This window comes from Prosthecobacter sp. GW821-HT29F12, from assembly GCF_058803405.1.
In genome coordinates, this window is the sequence record NZ_CM179517.1 from 1,835,975 (window position 1) to 1,854,387 (window position 18,413).

The 18,413-nt window shown below is 60.8% G+C and carries 6 protein-coding genes; 2 read left to right on the top strand and 4 right to left on the bottom strand.

From position 1 onward, the window contains the following. The 3 genes from AC3RLQ_RS07750 to AC3RLQ_RS07760 form a co-directional block, all read right to left on the bottom strand. Nucleotides 1-786, bottom strand: a complete 786-nt coding sequence (locus AC3RLQ_RS07750) for an SDR family oxidoreductase (RefSeq protein WP_493035893.1) — start codon at nt 784-786, stop codon at nt 1-3. A 321-nt stretch (nt 787-1,107) separates the two neighbouring features. Further along, nucleotides 1,108-1,335 (bottom strand): hypothetical protein, encoded by a 228-nt coding sequence (locus tag AC3RLQ_RS07755; protein ID WP_422318155.1) that lies wholly within the window; start codon nt 1,333-1,335, stop codon nt 1,108-1,110. 115 nt (nt 1,336-1,450) lie between these two features. Then, on the bottom strand, nt 1,451-2,254 hold the full coding sequence (locus AC3RLQ_RS07760; protein WP_493035895.1) for a hypothetical protein: 804 nt from the start codon (nt 2,252-2,254) through the stop codon (nt 1,451-1,453). 194 nt (nt 2,255-2,448) lie between these two features. Between AC3RLQ_RS07760 and AC3RLQ_RS07765 the strand changes: the two genes are divergently transcribed. Together AC3RLQ_RS07765 and AC3RLQ_RS07770 are read left to right on the top strand one after the other, a co-directional pair. Next, nucleotides 2,449-3,438 carry a permease gene (locus tag AC3RLQ_RS07765; protein WP_493035897.1) on the top strand — a complete coding sequence of 330 codons (990 nt, stop codon included), beginning with the start codon at nt 2,449-2,451 and terminating at the stop codon, nt 3,436-3,438. Between the two features lie 6 nt (nt 3,439-3,444). Continuing rightward, complete coding sequence (locus AC3RLQ_RS07770) at nt 3,445-4,698, top strand: TIGR03943 family putative permease subunit (RefSeq protein WP_493035899.1); 1,254 nt, start codon at nt 3,445-3,447, stop codon at nt 4,696-4,698. A 44-nt stretch (nt 4,699-4,742) separates the two neighbouring features. On the opposite strand, the gene AC3RLQ_RS07775 is transcribed toward AC3RLQ_RS07770, so the two are convergent. Next, nucleotides 4,743-18,284, bottom strand: a complete 13,542-nt coding sequence (locus AC3RLQ_RS07775; protein WP_493035901.1) for an RCC1 domain-containing protein — start codon at nt 18,282-18,284, stop codon at nt 4,743-4,745. Nucleotides 18,285-18,413 lie beyond the last annotated feature (129 nt).

The window sequence follows — 18,413 nt, forward strand, 5'->3', positions numbered from 1 at the left end:
TTACCACGATGTCCAGCCACCATCCACGGCGAGGTTTTGGCCGGTGATGAAGGAGGAGGCGTCGCTGAGGAGGAAGGTCACGGCACCGGCGATTTCGGGTGCCTGACCGACGCGGCCTAGGGGGATTTTTTGTGCGAGGCGTTCGACGAATTCGGGCTGTTGAAACTGGATTGTGGGATTGGGGAATGGACCGGGCGAGATGCTGTTGCAGCGTACGCCCTGCCTGCCCCAGTGCACGGCCAGGTAACGCGCCATCTGCTGGATGCCCGCCTTGCCGACGCCGTACTCGATGGGGTTCGGATTCATGGGCGCGGCATACACTGAAGGATCCGGCGCGACGCTGCCATACATGCTGGAGAAGAGGACCATGCTGCCCCTGCCCTGCTCCGCCATGTGCTGACCGACGGCGCGTGCGAGGGCGAAGGTGGCGGTGAGATTGCCGTGGTTCGCCATGTCAAAATCATCGGCGGTGAGGTCCTCGAAACGCTTGGCCGTTGAAGCATAGGTCATCACCACGAGGCCGTGCGGCACGCCGTGAATGGCGATCTGCTCTTGAACGAAGGCTTCCACAGCGGTGGTGTCGGCGGCATTGAGGGAGGCTGCGCTCACTTGAGCCTGCAGGCCGGATGTTTTGACCATGTCTGCGGCACGGTCTGCCAGATCCACGCACAGCACGCGGGCCTGCATTTCGGCAAGTTGTGTGATGACGGCAGCGCCGAGATAACCAGCGCCGCCAAAGACCCAGATGCTGCGTTCCTTGAGATCAAACGGATGAGATGAGGACATGGGTGGCAACAAGGACTGCGCATGCCACCGGGCTCAAGGCTGCGTCGCTGGTCTGTTGTCCGAGCCAGATCAGCGAGGTCTGGGTGATTTTGGGGTGGGTTTGGCGAGGGCCCGTTCGTCCATTGGCGTGCTGCAGATGCTGGGGCGTGGGTGCGTCCTCGCAGTCGGGCGGTTTGGCGAAGGAGCGTTTGTGTGATGAAGAGTGTCCTGCCCGCCAAATACACCCAACCTACGTCCAGAGCCGCATGCGGACGGCGAACTGGCACGGGATCGCGGCAGATCCCGTGCTTTTTATTCTGTGTCAGCGCCGATGCCGAAGCATCACTTCGCCACTTCCTTCTTCTTCACCGGGTAGGAGCCGGGAGATTTGGCAAACTTTTGCATGCATTCCGTGCAGCAAAAAGCGACAAAGCCCTCGTCTGTCTTCACGCGATAAATGGGACGCGCCGGCTTATGGTCCACCGGGCATTCGTCATTGATGGGCCAGGCGGCGAACACGGTGGCGGTCATGGCCAGACTGAGCAGCAAAGGAGCAAGAAGCGATTTCATGGATGGGAGTCGAGTTGGAGTTGGTGCGCGTTACTCCATGAACGCACAGCTTCCCTGTCCTCATAGGACATCGCAAATCCCGCCCATGGATGCGCAAGGCAAGCACAATGAGGGGTTATTTCTCCTCGATGTCCCAGTAGGAGAGCTTGGCGATTTGCTCGGGAGACAGGGTGTCGATCCAGCTTTTGTTGCCGCCTCCAGAATTGAACATGCGACGCCAATCCATGGTTCCATCAGGACTCAATTTCTCCACGGCGACAGAGCCATCATTGCGACCAATGATGATTTTATTCCCTTTCCACACTCGGCCACGCTTGTTGCCCGATGGGTCCGAGACGTCCCATTTTGGCGGCCATGTGGCATTGAGCGCGTTTTCCACAACGACGGGCATATCTCCGTTTGAAGAATCCGTTTGAAATTTGAGCAGCATCCAGTGGCACTCACCAGGAGTCAGAGCTTTGGAAAAGTCAGGTGCAGTCCCAATATCGCCATCAGGGACGAACACGCTGTTGGGACAGCCAAAAATTTGCTCCTTAGTCGCCGTCAGAATCTTTTCCTGGAACAATTTGCGAAAAACCTGATTGGCAGATTCACCCCCGGAGGTCTCAAGCCCGGCATCTGGATAGGTGGATCCGTTATCACGGGCATGCAGTTTCAGGCTGATGATGATCTGCCTGCAGTTGTTGACTCCCTGCATCTGTGTTCCTTGTCTTGAGATCATAGGCTGAAAAGACGCTATAAATATCCAGGCTAGCAAACCCAGGCCCAGCACAATCCCCCATTGCAGGCATCCCCAGCGCACTTTTGGCGGCTCATTCATGGGCGTATTCCAGCAAAACTGGGCCTGCAAGGCAATCGCAATCGGCGGGTGCATCTTTTCGCGCCTCCGGGGTGCATTCCACACGAAGTGATCGAGCACGAGTTCGAGTAGGAGGACGAGGACGATTCCGGCTGGCGGCGAGTTTTGACCTTTTGGCTCTCCTTGTCCCCTCTTGACAGCGTTTATCACTTTACCCCCTTTCCTCATTCCGCATTCGACATTCCTCCAATCCCCCGTTCTTTCTCGCTTGAACCCGCCATTTCGGCGCGTTTAGAAGTCTTCTCTCCAACCACATGATTTTTCTCGCCGATCTGCCCGCACCCAGCCGCATGGGGGACATCCTCATGGCCTTCCTGAGCATTGTCTTCGAAGGCGCCCCCTACATTCTCATCGGCACGGTGTTTTCCGGAATTATTGATGCCTTCCTGCCGGCCAAACTGCTGGACCGGGTGCTGCCGAAGAGCAAGGTGCTGGCGACGCTGATTGCGGGCTTTCTGGGGCTGGTGTTTCCTGTATGCGAGTGCGCGGTGGTGCCGGTGATCCGGCGTCTGGTGCAAAAGGGGCTGCCGCTTTCCTGCGCGGTGACATACATGCTTTCCGCGCCGATCATGAACCCCATCGTGGCGATCAGCACGCTGACGGCGTTCAAGGAGTTTCAGGGCCTGAGCTGGGCCACGGCGGGCAATGCGACGATGACGATCGCGCGTCTGTCGCTGGGCTACCTCGTAGCGGTGATCGTGGGGCTGGTGGTGCTGCGCTTCAAGCCGGGTCAGGTGCTGCGGGCGAGCATTGCCAACAAGATTGCGAATGCTGCGGCTGAAGACGATCACGGCCATGTGCACGCTCCGGCTGCTGGCTTCAATGGCAAGCTGGTGCATGCCATGCGCAGCTCGATGCGCGACTTCCTGGACACGGCGATGTACTTCGCCATCGGCGTGGCTATCACGTCTGTGTTTAACACTCAGATCAATCAGGGGCTGCTGAACACCGTGGCTGGCAATGACTGGCTGGCTGTCCCTTCCCTCATGGGACTGGCGATCGTGCTTTCGCTGTGCAGCACCTCGGACGCCTTCATTGCTGCGCCGATGACGGCTTTCTCCATGGCGGCGAAGCTGGCCTTCCTGGTCTTCGGCCCGATGATGGACATCAAGCTGCTGTTCATGTACTCCAGCGTCTTCCAGCGCAAGGTGGTCGTATCTCTTCTGATCGGTCTTTTCATCCTCATCGGTCTGCTTTCGGGGCCGTGGATGAACCTGATTCAACATCTCTACATCAAACCCTAAACTGCCATGAGTGGAACCCGCACCCTCGTTCATCTCCTCAGTGTCGCCATGCTCCTGCTGTGGGGCGGTGTGCTGCTGTATTTCTATATCAGCGGCCGTCTGATCAACTATCTGCCGCCGGATGGCATCTTCCGCCCAATGGTGCTGGTGTCCGGCATCGGCCTGGCTGTGCTGGGCCTCTTCAACCTGCTGACCATGGGAGCCGAGGATGCCGGCTGCGAAGGGCCTGACCACTCGCATGACGACCATGATCACGATCACAAGGACTGCGGTCACGACCACGCGCACAAGCATGGCGAAGGCTGCGGTCATGAACACGCCCATGAGCATGGCACCTGCGGGCATGACCACTCGCACGAGCATGCAAAGAAAGAGGGCTGCTGCGGGCACGATCACGGGCATGCACACAGCCATGAAGGGCATGCGCACGGGATTCTCGATGAGAGCTCCTGGCCGGGCCGGATCGCGGTGCTGCTGATTCTTGCCGCGCCGCTCTCCTGGGCTGCGCTTTCCACGCCGGACCGCTACAGTGCGAACGCCATCGTGAACAAGGGGCTGTACGACCCGAACTACACGGACACCTCGCGTGCGGAGCAGTTCTCGCTGCAAAACAAGGTCAAGAACGCCGGGCAGCCGGTTGCCGCGACCACGACGGCGAAAGTCACCACGGAGAAGGTGGCCGATCAGCCTCCCGCCATGGTCAGTCCGCAGACTCTTGGCACATCTGGACCCCCGGCTAAGCCTGCCAACACGCCGCCACCCGGAGTGGCTGCAGCCTCTGCCGCTGCTGCAGAAACCAAAACGCCGCCGAAGAACATCCCGCCGCCCGCACAAGCCTCCAAGAGCTATGGCACCTTCACCCTCGAAGACCTCAAGAAGCAGGTGCCGCAGAGCAAGGAAGGCAACTTCATCCTCGAAGTGCCTGAGCTGTACTACACTGGTGGGGACGTGGAAGTTCAGAAGGTGCTGACGGGGCAAATGGTCGAGACCGTGGCGCAGATCCTGCCGGAGAAAGTGAACAATGCCGACGGCCACCGCCTGCGCATTTTCCGCATGCTGGTGCAGTGCTGCGCTGCGGATGCACGCCCCTACTCCGTGCCGGTGGATTTCGGCAAGAAGGCTCCCGATTTCAAGGACATGACCTGGGTCAAGGTCGTCGGCAAGATGGGCTACAAAAAGGAGGGGACGCAGACCGTCCCGATCATCGAAGCCACCAAGGTGGAAGAGACCACAGCACCGGATAATGCGATGATTTACTGAGGCTTCCGCTCAGATCAACCTTTCGTCCGGCCTGCTTCTCCGCGTCACGGCGGAGCGGTCGCCGAGAGATGCACAAACATCGTGCTGGCCCCATTCATGGGGATGACGGCTTTGACCTGCTGCGTCGTGCCATCATCACTCAGCACGGTTTGTGTCACGCCGCTGCTGCTCCACGAGGCTGCAGAGAGGGTGGCGTTCCATTCCACGGTGAAGATGGTGCCTGCATTCACGGCGGCGGTGCTGCGGGTGTAGGTGTATTCAAAATTCGCGCCGTTCGCAGCGGTGGTCACCGGCAGCTTGCTGGCAGCGGTGGGGCTGAGATTGAGAGCGTATTCCAGCAGGTTACAGATGCCGTCACCGTCGTAGTCAGCGGTGTCGGCGGTGGGACCGGTGTTGGCGGCGGTGCCGAAGTTTTGCTGACGCCAGTTTTGCACGGTGCTCAGACACGCCACATTTAAAACGTACGTCGTTTTTGTGACACCATCCTGGGCGGTCACCACCGTGGTGACCGTGTTGCTGCCGGGAAAAAGGGCGATGGCACCGCTCGCCGATCCAGACGCCACGACAAGACCATTCACCGTGATCGACGCGCTGCCGTCATTCGCCGTGGGAGTGAGGCTGATGGAGGTGGCGCTGCGGTCCAGCACCACCGCGTAGGCCAGTGTGCCGCAGGCGAAAGCAGGGCTCAGCGTGCCACTGCTCACAGTCAGGCCGCTGAGGGTTGCGTCGTTGTTGAGGGTGGTGAAGGTTTGATCGCCACCCAGGTAAGTGCCGCCTTTGATGCGGAAATGATAGGTAGTCAACGGGGCCAGCCCGCCGAGTGCTGCACTGACCGCCGTGGTGCTGCCGCCCGAGACTAGGGAAGGTGCGGCGGTGATGCTGCTGCCGTAGGCGGTGGTGGTGCCGTAGTCAAAGAAGGCAGCCACCGCGCCACCATTGGGATTGGCCGTGCCATTGAGCACCACCGTGGTGCTGCCGACCGCTGATGCCGCCTGCGTGGTGAGCGTAGGAGGCGGCTCGGCCACCAGCGTGGCGACGAGAGCCGCATAACTGCCGTTGGCGGGATTGACGATGCGCTCTCCCACAGCCAGCGGCGTGGTGATCACCTTCACGGGCACACTGCTGTCCGTCGTGCTGTTGTTGCCGAGAAAGCTAAACGTGTTTCCTCCCCAGGCGGCGAGCGTGCCGTCCGTGCACAGCGCCCTTGAAGTGAGGGAATTGTTGCCCCCTGTGGTGATGGCCTGCACGGTTTTGCCATACAAGGCGGAGGTGCCACTCGTCGTATTCACCAGCACCGGCACATTTTTCTGCGTGGTGCTGTTGTCGCCGAGCTGGCCGAAGTAATTGCTGCCCCAGGCGGCCACAGTGCCGTCTGAGCAGAGGCCCAGGGCATGCGAGTAACCGGCAGCCACGGCAACCACCGTCTTGTTGTAGAGAGCCGAGACACCGCTGGTGGTATTGACCAGCACCGGAACCAAGCTGCGCAAAGTTGTGCGATTGGTGCCGAGCTGGCCGTAATAGTTGTCGCCCCAGGCGGATACCGTTCCATCTGTGCACAAGGCCATGGAAAAGTAGCTGCCGACCGCGATGGCAGACACGGTTTTGCCATACAGAGATGAAACACCACTCTCCGCGCTGACTTGCACCGGCACCCAAGCGTCCGTCCAAGCGTTATTGCCTAGCTGCCCATTGTTCAGGCCCCAGGATGTCAGCGTGCCATCCGAGCATAGCGCCATGCAGTTGAAGGCGCCCGCCGCGATGGCCACGACAGTTTTGCCATACAGAGCGGAGGTGCCGTAGCTGGCATTGACCTTCACCGGCACGTTACTCTGAACGTTGGAGTTGTTGCCCAAATTGCCGTACTCATTGTAGCCCCAGGTGGCCACCGTGCCGTCAGAGCACAACGCCATGCAGCATCCGCCTGCCGCGATGGCCACGACGGTCTTGCCATGCAGGGCGGAGCCGCTGGCGGTGCTGACCAAGACGGGTACGAGGCTGTCGGTGGTGGTGCCGTTGCCAAGATGGCCATTGTAATTGCTACCCCAGGCCGCCAGAGTGCCGTCTGAGCAGAGCGCCAGACTGATGGCAGAATTATTTTGAAGAGACACGATCGTCTTGCCCGCCAGTACACCGGTGGTGGTGACAGGCACCATGATCTTACGGGCGGTCGTGGTGCCGTCTCCCACATCGCCATAGGGGTTGCTGCCCCAGGCAAAGGCGCGCTGACTGGCCCACACCAGCACCAGATCATTGCCCGTGCCGCCGTAGTAGTGGGCCACGTAGTTGTAGGTGACCCCGCCGTAGCTGAGCTCCACGGCCTGGCCCTGCGCAAGGTTGTCAAACGTACCGCTGATGAAAGGCAGGCCGGTGTTGTTCACCACGGTCAAGTTCGTGCCGGTAGGCGGGGCGAAATTCAGGGTGAAATTGACCGTGCTGCCGGTGGCGGTCATGCCATTCGTGCTGAAAGGCACATCGGTGGCGGCATTGAAGCTGGCCGCCAGTGCGGTCTGTCGTGTGACAGTCAGTGAGTAAGTTTGAGTCGTCATCTCATCCTGCGCAGTGACCACCACATTGAAGACCGTGTTTCCCAAATTGAGAGTCAGAGGCGTGCTCGCGCTGCCCGAAGCGACGCTCACGCCATTGATCTTCAGCGTGGCGGTGCTGTCTGCCACGGTTGGCGTGAGGGTCAGCGACGTCGTCGAAAACGGCACGGTGGCTGTGTAGCTGATGGTGCCGCTGTCAAACGCAGGCGTGAAGGCACCGATGTTCGAGGTCAATGCCGCAAGGGTCGCATTGGTGGATAGCGCGGCGCGTGTGACCACCACGGTGTAGGTCTGCGTGGTGGTGCCGTCCTGCGCTGTCACCACGGTGGTGAGCGCGTTGTCACCCACGTTGAGCGCGATGGGCGTACTGGCGCTGCCTGAGGCAACTGACTGGCCGTTGACTTTCACAGTGGCATTGGCATCTGCGAGCGTCGGCCGCAGGGTGATGGATGACACAGAATACGGCACAGAGGCCGTGTAGTTCGTGGTGCCCGTGGCAAAAGCGGGAGTGAGGGTGCCGTTGTTGAGGACCAGTGCAGCGAGACCTGCGTTGTTGTTCAGTGTGGTGAAGGTCAGATCACTGCCGGTGGAGGACCCTGCCCCGCTGGAGCCTTTGACACGGAAGTGGTAGGTGGTGGCCGGAGCGAGTCCGATCAATTGAGCGGTGATGGACGTGTTGGAGGTGCCGACGGCACCGAGGTAACCATCTCCTGCGCTGCTGCCGTAGGCTGTGGTAGTGCCGTAGTCAAAGGAGACGGTGGTGATGCTGTTGTTCGCATTCACGGTGGCGTTCAAATAGGCGCTGGTGCTGCCGACTCCCGTAGCAGCAAGAGTGCTGACGGTGGGTGGTGGCGTGGGTGCCGCGATGACAGCCAAGCTATGCAGTGCATAGGGGCCGCTGGCGGCACGGACAAAGACTTCCCCCGCCGCCAACGGAGTTGCACTCACCGCCACGGGGGCACTGCTGCTGGTGGTGCTGTTGTTGCCGAGCTGGCCGCTGGTGGCCATGCCCCAGGCGGTCAGAGTGCCGTCCGTGCATTGGGCCATGCTGTGACGCGCACCCGCCGAGATGGCAGACACTGTTTTGCCATTCAAGGCGGAGACTCCACTGGCTGTGCTCACCGTTACGGGCACGTAGCCGTTGTTTGTGGTGGTGTCGCCGAGCTGGCCAAAGGCATTGCTGCCCCAGGCAGCCAGAGTGCCATCTGAGCATTGCGCCAGACTGTGGGCGTAGCCTGCCATGATGGACACGACGGATTTGCCGAAAAGCGCGGAGCCGGAACTGGCATTCACCAGGACGGCCACGGGTGAGTTCGTATAGAACTGCGCTGCGTTGTCGTCGCCGAGTTCGCCGTTGACGTCGTTGCCCCAGGCGAGCACGGCTCCATCGGTGCAGAGGGCCAGACTGTGCAGCCCGCCTGCCGCCACGGCCACCACACTCCTGCCGTTCAGAGCAGAGAGGCCGCTGGACGCATTCACTGCAACGGCGGCACTTCGCGGTGAGGTCGTGTTGTCGCCGAGCTGACCGCTGGTGTTCGCCCCCCAGGCAGCCACGCTGCCGTCAGAGCATAGCGCCAGATTGTGGCGCGCTCCTGCCGCCACGGCCACCACCGTTTTGCCAAACAGGGCTGAAATGCCGCTGCTGCTGTTCACCTGCACGGGGGCGTTACGCTGCGTGGTGGTGGTGTCTCCGAGCTGATAATAAAGGTTCTCACCCCATGCCACCACGGTCCCATCCGAACACAGCGCCAGACTGTGGCTCTGCCCTGCCGCGATGGCGATGACCGTTTTCCCGTAGAGCGCCGAGACCCCGATGCTGTTGTTTACCATCACCGGTGCAAGGCGATCCGTGGTGGTGTTGTCGCCAAGCTGGCCGCTGGTATTGGCCCCCCATGCTGCAAGCGTGCCGTCAGAGCAGAGGGCCAGGCTGTGTTTGGCACCCATCGCGAGGGACAGGATCGTTTTGCCGGCCAGCACACCGGTGGCGGTCACGGACACGGCGGTGTTGCGCTGGGTCGTTGTGCCGTCCCCCAGTTCGCCATCGCCATTGTAGCCCCAGGCCAGGGCGCGATTGCCGGCCCACTGCAGCACCAGATCGTTGCCTGTGCCGCCATAGTAGTTGGCCACGAAGTTGTAGGTGACTCCGTTGTACACGATGGCCACCGCCTGCCCCTGGGACAGATTGCTGAAGGTGCCGCTGATGAAGCCCAGCCCGGTGTTTTTCACCACCATCAAGTTGGTGCCGGTGGCGGGTGCGAAGTTCAAAGTGAGGGCACCGAGGGTGTTGCCGGTGGCGGTGAAGCCAGTGGTGACGAGCGGCACATCACTGAGGGTGCTCCAGACCGCAGGCAGCGCAGGGCGCACCACCGTGATGGAGTAGGTTTGCGTGGAGACTCCATCCTGCGCGGTGACCACCACACTGAAGAAATTACTCCCCACATCGACGGCCAAAGGACCGCTGGCGCTGCCCGAGTTGACGTGAGTTCCGTTGACCTGCACCGATGAAGTGCTGTCTGCCACGGTGGACGTCAAGGTCATCGATGTCGTCCCAAAAGGCACCGTGACGGTGTAGCTCGTGACACTGCTGTCAAAGGCAGGCGAGAGGATGCCGACACTGGGAGTCAAACTGGCCAGCCGCGCATTGGTGGAGGGTGCCGCGCGCGTGACCGTCACCGTGTAAGTTTGAGTGGTGGTGCCATCCTGTGCAGTCACCACGGTGGTCAGCGTGTTGTCTCCCACGCTGAGGGAAACGGGCGCACTCGCACTGCCCGAAGACACCGGCAGCCCATTGACCATCACACTTGCGCCGGCATTCGCCAACGTGGGCCTCAGGGTGATGGAGGTGACAGGATAAGCCACGGTGGCCGTGTAGCTCGTGGTGCCACCTGCAAAGACTGGACTCAGCGTGCCGTTGTTCAAGGCCAGTCCGGTCAGATTCGCATTGGTGCTGATCGTGGTGAAAGTCTGGTCGCTGCCATTGGCCGTGCCCGCACCGCTCACCGCTTTGACGCGGAAATGATACGTGGTGCCAGGTGTCAGACCGGTCAGGCTTGCTGCCACCGCAGTCGTGCTGCTGTCAGTCAGCGTGGCAGGCGTGGCAGCCACCGTGGTGCCGTAGGAAGTGGTGGGGCCAAACTCAAAGCTCACTGTCGTAGTGTTGCCGCTGGCATTGGCGGTGCCGTTCAAGGTCGCACCGGTGGTCGTGATGGAGGTGGCGGCCAATGTGGCGGCTGCGGGCGCTGCGGGCGGAGCAGCAGCTGTGGCAAACATGGCGGAGGAGTAGATCCCCGTGCCCACACTCGCGAACCGCTCTCCGGGAGAAAGCGTGCTGGTGCTGACGTCCACTGGCACGCTGCTGTTGGAGGTGGTGTTGTTCCCCAGTTGTCCCACGCTGTTGGCTCCCCAGGTGGCGATTGAGCCGTCTGAACAAAACGCCGCGCTTATAGAACTGCCGCAGGTCAGCCCCACCACCTTTCTGCCATAGAGTGCCGATGAGCCGCTGGCAGCATTGACCGCCACTGCCGCCGGTCGGTTGGTGGTGCTGTTGTCACCGAGCTGGCCAAAGGCATTACTGCCCCAGGCCAGCAGAGTGCCATCGGTGCAAAGCGCCATGGTGTGGTTATATCCTGCAGCAATGACGGCAGGGGTTCTGCCATACAAGGCGGAGGTGCCGTTCACGGCATTGACGGCTCCTGGCACGGAGCGGTTGTTGAGGGTGTTGTCCCCCAGCTGGCCGGAGGCATTGGTCCCCCATGAAGCCAGGCTGCCATCAGAGCACAAGGCCACGCTGAATGAAACACCCGCCGCCAGCATCTGCGGAGTTTTGCCATACAGGGAGGAGACACCGCTGGCGGAACTGACCAGCACCGGCACTGCACTGTTGTTGGTGCTGTTGTTGCCCAGCTGTCCACTGGCATTGGATCCCCATGCCACCACTGCGCCGTCAGAGCACAGGGCCAGGCTGTGGGAAGCTCCCGCCGCTATGCCAACGACCGATTTGCCATAAAGGGCGGAAACCCCGCTGCCCCTGCTCACCGCCACCGGCGCGACGCGGTTGGTCGTGCTGCCGTCCCCAAGCTGGCCAATGCTGTTGTAGCCCCAGCTGACGACGGTTCCATCAGAGCACAGGGCCATGCTCCACTCGTACCCTGCGCCAATGGCCACCACCGTTTTGCCATACAAGGCGGAAACACCACTGGCGGTATTGACCGCCACGGGCGTGGCGCGTGAATTGTAGGTGTTGTCCCCGAGCTGTCCGTACCAATTGCCGCCCCAGGCGGCCACCGTGCCGTCCGAACACAGGGCCAGACCGTGGGAGTAGCCTGCAGAAGTCGCCACAACCACCTTGCCTGCGAGCACCCCGGTGGCCGTGACCGGCGTCGGAACGAGGCGACTGGTTGAAGTGCCGTCTCCCAGGAGCGCATTGAGATTGTCCCCCCAGCCGAGCGCCCGGTTGCCGGCCCACACCAGCACCAGGTCGTTGCCGGTGCCGCCATAATAGTTGGCGACGTAATTATACTGCACCCCGTTGTAGACAAGCGTGACCGCCTGCCCCTGGCTCAAGTTGCTGAACGTGCCGCTGATGAAGCCAAGCCCGGTGTTGTTCACCACCCTCAGACTTGCTCCAGTGACTGGCGCATAGTTGAGTGTAAAATCCACCGTGCTGCCTGCGGCACTGAAGCCGTTTGCAGATACTGGCACATCCGTTGCAGCGGCAAAGGTAGCTGAAGTGGAGCCGGGGACAGCGATGGTGTAAGTCTGCTTCGTCACACCGTCCTGCGCAGTCACCTGCACATTGATAACAGTGGTGCCAAACCCCAGGCTGATCGGCCCGCTGGTGCTGCCTGAGGTGACGGCGATGCCATTGACCGTCACCGTTGCATGGCTTTCAGACACCGTGGGAGTGCAGGTGACGAAGGTCGTGCCACTGCCCGCCGCAGGAGTGGTGTAGCTGGTGGTGCCGCTGGCGAAGGCCGGGCTCAATTCGCCCGTGCTGCTGGTCAAGCTGGCCAGGGTGGCATCATTGCTGAGAGTGGTGAAGGTCTGATCAGTGCCAGGGAAACCTGCTGCATTCACGCGGAAGTGGTAGGTGGTGCTGGGTGCCAGTCCGCTGAGAGCAGCACTCACGGCGGTGTCACTGCCTCCTGTGACACTGCCAGGAGTTGCGGTCACGCTGCTGCCGTAGGCGGTGGTGGTGCCGTAGGCAAAGGAGACGGCCACTGCGATGCCGTTGTTGGGGTTCACCGTGCCGTTCAACGTTGCGTTCGCGGAGCCAACCGCTGTCGCCGCCAGAGTTGTGACGGTCGGCACTGGCTCCGCCACCAGCACCAGCGACTGTCCGTCATTCGCGACTTGGGAGGGATTGATCACGCGCTCACCCGCATTGAGCGGAGTGGTGAGCGCAAGCTGGGGCACCAGGCTGTTGTTCGTCGTGTTGTTGCCCAGCTGGCCGTAATAATTGTAGCCCCAAGTGGCCACCGTACCATCTGTACAGAAAGCCGTGCAACTGGAACCAACTGCAGCGATGCCCACCACCGTTTTGCCATACAGGGCCGAGGTGCCGCTGGCAGTGCTGACCTGCAATGGCACACTGCTGTTGGTCGTCGTGTTGTTGCCCAGCTGACCGGCGTTATTGTAGCCCCAGGCCGCGACGGTGCCATCCGTACACAGGGCCAGGCTCAGCCAGTTGCCGGCAGCAATGCCCACCACCGTTTTGCCATACAGCGCGGAAACTCCGTTCGTGGCATTGACCGCCACCGGCACTTTCATCTGCACGCCGCTGTTGTTGCCGAGGTCGCCAAAGATGTTGTCTCCCCAAGCCACCACGGTGCCATCCGAGCACAAAGCCATCGTATGCTGATCGCCCGCCGAGATGGCCACCACGGTTTTCCCGTACAAGGCCGAGATGCCGTTCGTTGTGTTCACCGCCACAGGCACTGTGCTGTTGGTGGTCGTGTTGTTACCGAGCTGCCCGGTGTTGTTGTAGCCCCAGGCTGCCACAGTGCCGTCAGAACAAAGCGCCACCGAATGATAAGCTCCTGCGGAGACCGCCACCACGGTTTTCCCATACAAGGCCGAGGTGCCGCTGGTCGTGTTCACCAGTACGGGTGCATTGGTGTTGGTGGTACCGTTGTTGCCGAGCTGTCCATAGGGGTTGTAACCCCAGGAAACCACCGAGCCGTCAGAGCACACGGCCAGGCTGAAATAGGTTCCTGCCGAGACGCCCACCACTGTCCTGCCATACAAGGCAGAAACACCACTCGCCGTATTCACCGTTACCGGAAAGTTGATGCTGGTATTGTTACCGTTGCCGAGCGTGCCGTAGTAGTTGGTGCCCCATGCGGCCAAAGTCCCGTCCGAACAGAGCCCCAGACTGTGACCTCTTCCTTGTGACAGGGCCAGAATCGTTTTGCCAGCCAGCACTCCCGTGGCAGACACCGGCACCATCACATTGCGCTGCGTCGCGGTGCCGTCCCCGATCTGTGCCGTGCTGTTGTCTCCCCAGGCAAAGGCCCGGTTGGCAGCCCAGGCCAGCACGAGATCATTGCCGGTGCCGCCGTAGTAGTTGGCGACGAATTTGTAAGTCACACCATTGTAGGAAAGCAGCACCGCCTGTCCTTGCGCAAGGTTGTCAAAGGTGCCGCTGATGAAGGGCACGCCGGTGTTGTTCACCACGGTCAGGTTGGTGCCGGTGGCGGGGGCATAATTGAGTGCTAAACCGATAATTTTTCCTGTCGCGGTATAGCCATTGGTCGTCAGCGGCACATCGCTTCCTGAGGCATAGCTGGCGCTGATGGTGATGGGAGCGGCTCGGGTTATACTGAGAATGTAAGTCTGCTTTGTCACTCCATCCTGCGCAGTCACCTGCACATTGATGATATTAAGTCCATACCCAAGACTCACCGGCGCAGCGCCGCCAGAAGTCGCACTGACGCCATTGACCGCGACGCTTGCATTGCTGTCTGCCAAGGTGGGAGTCACAGTGACGGAGTTGGTCGAATCGCCCACACCAGGAGCAGTGTAGCTGAAGGTGCCGCTGGCGAAGGCCGGGCTCAACTCACCCGTGCTGCTGGTCAAGCTGGCCAGGGTGGCGTCATTGCTGAGAGTGGTGAAGGTCTGATCAGTGCCAGGGAAACCTGCTGCATTCACGCGGAAGTGGTAGGTGGTGCTGGGTGCCAGTCCGGTGAGCGCAGCACTCACGGCCGTGTCGCTGCCGCCTGTGACGCTTGCGGGAGAAGCAGTCACGCTGCTGCCGTAGGCGGTGGTGGTGCCGTAGTCAAAGGAGACGGCCACAGCTGTGCCGTCATGGGCGTTGACCGTTCCATTCAAGGTGGCGCCAGTACTTCCGATCATGCCCGCCGCCTGCGTGATCAGGCTGGGCGAAGGGTCGGCCACCATGGCGAGCATGTGGCTGGAAACGGGGCCGACGCTGACGTTCATGAGCGACTCCCCGCCGAACAACTGCGTGCGGTTCACGGCGACCGGAACACTGCTGCTGGTGGTACTGTTGATGCCGAGCTGACCACGGTTGTTGTAGCCCCAGGCGGCTGCCGTGCCGTCCGAGCACAGTGCCCAGGAGTGGTAATTTCCAGCTGTGATGGCGACCACTGTTTTGCCATACAGGCCGGAAACGCCGCTCGCGGTATTGATCGCCACCGGGATGGTGCTGGTGGTGGTGCTGTTGATGCCGAGCTGACCATAATAGTTGTTGCCCCAGGCCGCCACAGTGCCGTCTGAGCACAAGGCCATGCTGTGCGCGCTGCCAGCGCTTACCGCGACGACTGTTTTGGCATACAGCCCCGTGCCGTAATTATTTTGCACCCAGACAGGATGGTACAATTTTTGCCCTGTGTACACGCTTCCTGATTGTCCGGAAATATTGCTGCCCCATGCCGCCATGCTGCCATCCGTGCACAAGACAAGGTTATGAGCGCCACCTGCTGCAATCGTTCTGACAGTTTTCCCATAAAGGATGGACACGCCATTGTCGGTGTTTACAGCTACCGGTATATTGTAAAAGGAGGTGGTGGAGTTGTTGTTGCCGATTTGCCCATTGTCGTTGCCCCCCCAGGCTGCCAGAGTTCCATCCGAACACAGCGCCAGGCAATGCGAATCGCCCGCCGCAATGGCGACCACTGTTTTTCCATAGAGGGCGGACACACCGCTGGTGGTGCTGACCGCAACTGGAACGGAGCTGTTTGAGCTCCCATTGTTGCCGAGCTGGCCACTGGCGTTTGAACCCCAGACGGAAACGGTGCCATCCGAGCAGAGCGCCATGCTATGGGACGAACCCGCCGCGATGGCGACCACGGTTTTGCCATAAAGCGATGACAAACCGCTGGTCTTGTCCACTGCGACAGGAAGGGTGCTGCTGCTGGTGGCGCTGTTATTGCCGAGTTTCCCGCTGTTGTTATCCCCCCATGCGGCCAGGGTGCCATCCGAACATAGCGCCAGGCTGTGATACGCCCCTGCCGCCAGTGCGGCAATCGTTTTTCCAGCGAGCACGCCGGTGGCGGTGACTGGAACGGGCACGTTGCTGCTCGTATAGCTGCCGATGCCCAGTTGTCCGCTGTTATTGTATCCTGTTGCGAAGGCGCGGTTGCCCGCCCACTGCAGCACCAGATCATTGCCGGTGCCGCCGTAATAATTGGCAACATACTTGTACGTCATCCCATTGAAACTCATGGTGACGAGCTGACCCTGGGCCAGATTGTCGAACGCTCCTTGGATAAAGCCAACTCCTGAGTTGTTGACCACCGTCAGGCTGCCACCGACTGCGGGTGCATACGAGAGGGAAAAATTCACCGTGCTGCCGGTGGCGGTGAAGTCTTTGATCGTGAGGGGGACGGTGCTGCCAGAGGCATAGTCGGCGCCCAGGGGATTGGGAGTCGAACGGGTCAGGATGACTGAGTAAGTCTGCACGGTCGTTCCATCCTGCGCGGTGACCACGACGCTGATGGCATTGTCACCATAAACCAGGCTGACCGTGCGGCTCGCACCGGAGGCGACGATCGCCCCGTTGACCCTCACAACAGCAGTGTTGTTTGCGGCACCGGGAGTGATTTGGACAGAGCTTGCCGTGCTGGGCAGTACGGCGGAATAGGTCGTGGTGGAACTGGAGAATGCCGGGCTCAGGGAGCCAATGCTCAACGCCAGGCTGGCAAGACGGGCGTCGTTATAAGGCGTCGTGAAACTTTGATCGGCCCCATAAAGCGCCCCGGAGCCGCCCGCGCCTTTGAACCGAAAATGATACGTCGCGCCTGGGACAAGCCCGGTCAAACTGGCAACTGACGGGGTGGCGCCGCCGCCGGTGGCTGTCGCTGGCGTGCCGGCGACGGTGGTGCCATAGGCGGTGGTGAGGCCGTAATCAAATGAGAGGGCAACGCTGTCATGAGCGGCCACATCGACGCCATTCAAGGTGGCGCTCGTTGCATCAACCCCGGTGGCGGCCAGAGTCACGGCTGAGGCCTGCACTGGAGTGGCAACCACGCACATGACGGAATTAGGAGGCTGTCCTGAAAACAGTCCGGCAAAAACTTCCCCGGTCGCGAAGTTGTTGGGAATCACGTTCACAGGCACTTTGCGCGTTGCGGTGGTGCCGTCGCCAAGCCGCCCGAACAAATTGTAACCCCAGGCGGCACAAGTGCCATCCGTGCACACGGCGGCACTGAAATCGTCACCCGCAGTGATTGTTCGCACTGTTTTGCCATAGAGCGCCGAGGTTCCGCTGGCCACGTTGACAGCCACGGGTGCCGGGACAGCGCTAATGCCCCAGGCACCGTTGCCCAGCGCCCCGTCATAGTTGTAGCCCCAGGCGGCCAGCGTACCGTCAGAGCACAATGCCAGCGCATGCAGCCGGCCGGCTGACAAGGCAGTCACTGTTTTGCCAAAAAGCACGGAAGTCCCGCTGGCTGTGTTCACAGCCACAGGGACCAGGCTGTTAGTAGTGGTGGTGTTACCAAGCTCTCCATAATAGTTATTGCCCCAGGCCACCACCGAACCGTCCGAGCAAAGCGCCATGCTGAAGCCGTCTCCTGCGGTAACATCGATCACAGATTTGCCGTAAAGAGCGGAGACGCCGTTGACCACGTTGACGGCCACGGGAGACCATGCTGTTGCTGTACTGTTGTTGCCCACCGCTCCATACTCGTTGTTTCCCCAGGCCACCACTGTGCCATCGGAACACAGAGCCAGAGCATGGTCATTGCCTGCGTCGATGGCCACCACCGTTTTGCCATAGAGGGCTGAGATTCCACTGGTTGTGTTGACTGCCACAGGTGTGGGAGTGCTTCCCCCACCGGTGCCGAGTGCCGCGAAATTATTCGATCCCCAAGCGGCCACAGTGCCGTCAGAACACAAAGCCAGGCAGTAAGAACTCCCCGCATCAATGGCGACCACGGTCTTGCCATAGAGAGCCGAAGTGCCATTCGCCGTGTTAACAGCCACTGGAACCGAACTGTACGTATCACTGGTATTGATTCCAAGCTCGCCAGTGCCGTTGTTTCCCCATGCGGCCAGTGTTCCATCCGAACACAGCGCCAGCATATGGCCGTAACCTCCGGCGAGCGCAATGACCGTCTTGCCTGCCAACACGCCTGCGGTTGCCACAGGGGCGGGCAGGACGCGGTTTGTTAGTGTGCCGTCCCCCAGCTGGCCGACGCCGTTGCTGCCCCAAGCAAACGCACGATTATTCGCCCATACCAGCGTCAGATCATTCCCTGTCCCTCCATAATAGTTTGCGACGAAGTTGTACGTCACCCCGCCATAGCTGAGGTCGACCGCCTGCCCCTGCGCCAGGTTGTCAAACGTGCCGCTGGTGAACGGCAGCCCGGTGTTGTTCAGCACCGTCAGATTCGTGCCTGTCGCAGGTGCATAGTTCAGCGTGAAATTCACCGAATTCCCTGTGGCTGTGTAGCTGCTGGCGCTGAGCGGCACATCCGTGGCGGAGTTCCAGATGGCATTGACCGTCGCGGCTTCAGCGGACAGGGTCAGCACAAGAAAAATGGAGACCGCGCGTAGGAAAACACCAAAAGTAGCAGGCATTAAATATTCTTATAGAATCCCCGAGAGGAGCACTCAAGCAAATTCATCTGCCTAATCCATTGCATTAGCCCCCCTCGGAAGAGAGGGCCACAGGCCTGCGCATAGCGGAGGCTGGCGAGCAGCCTCCCC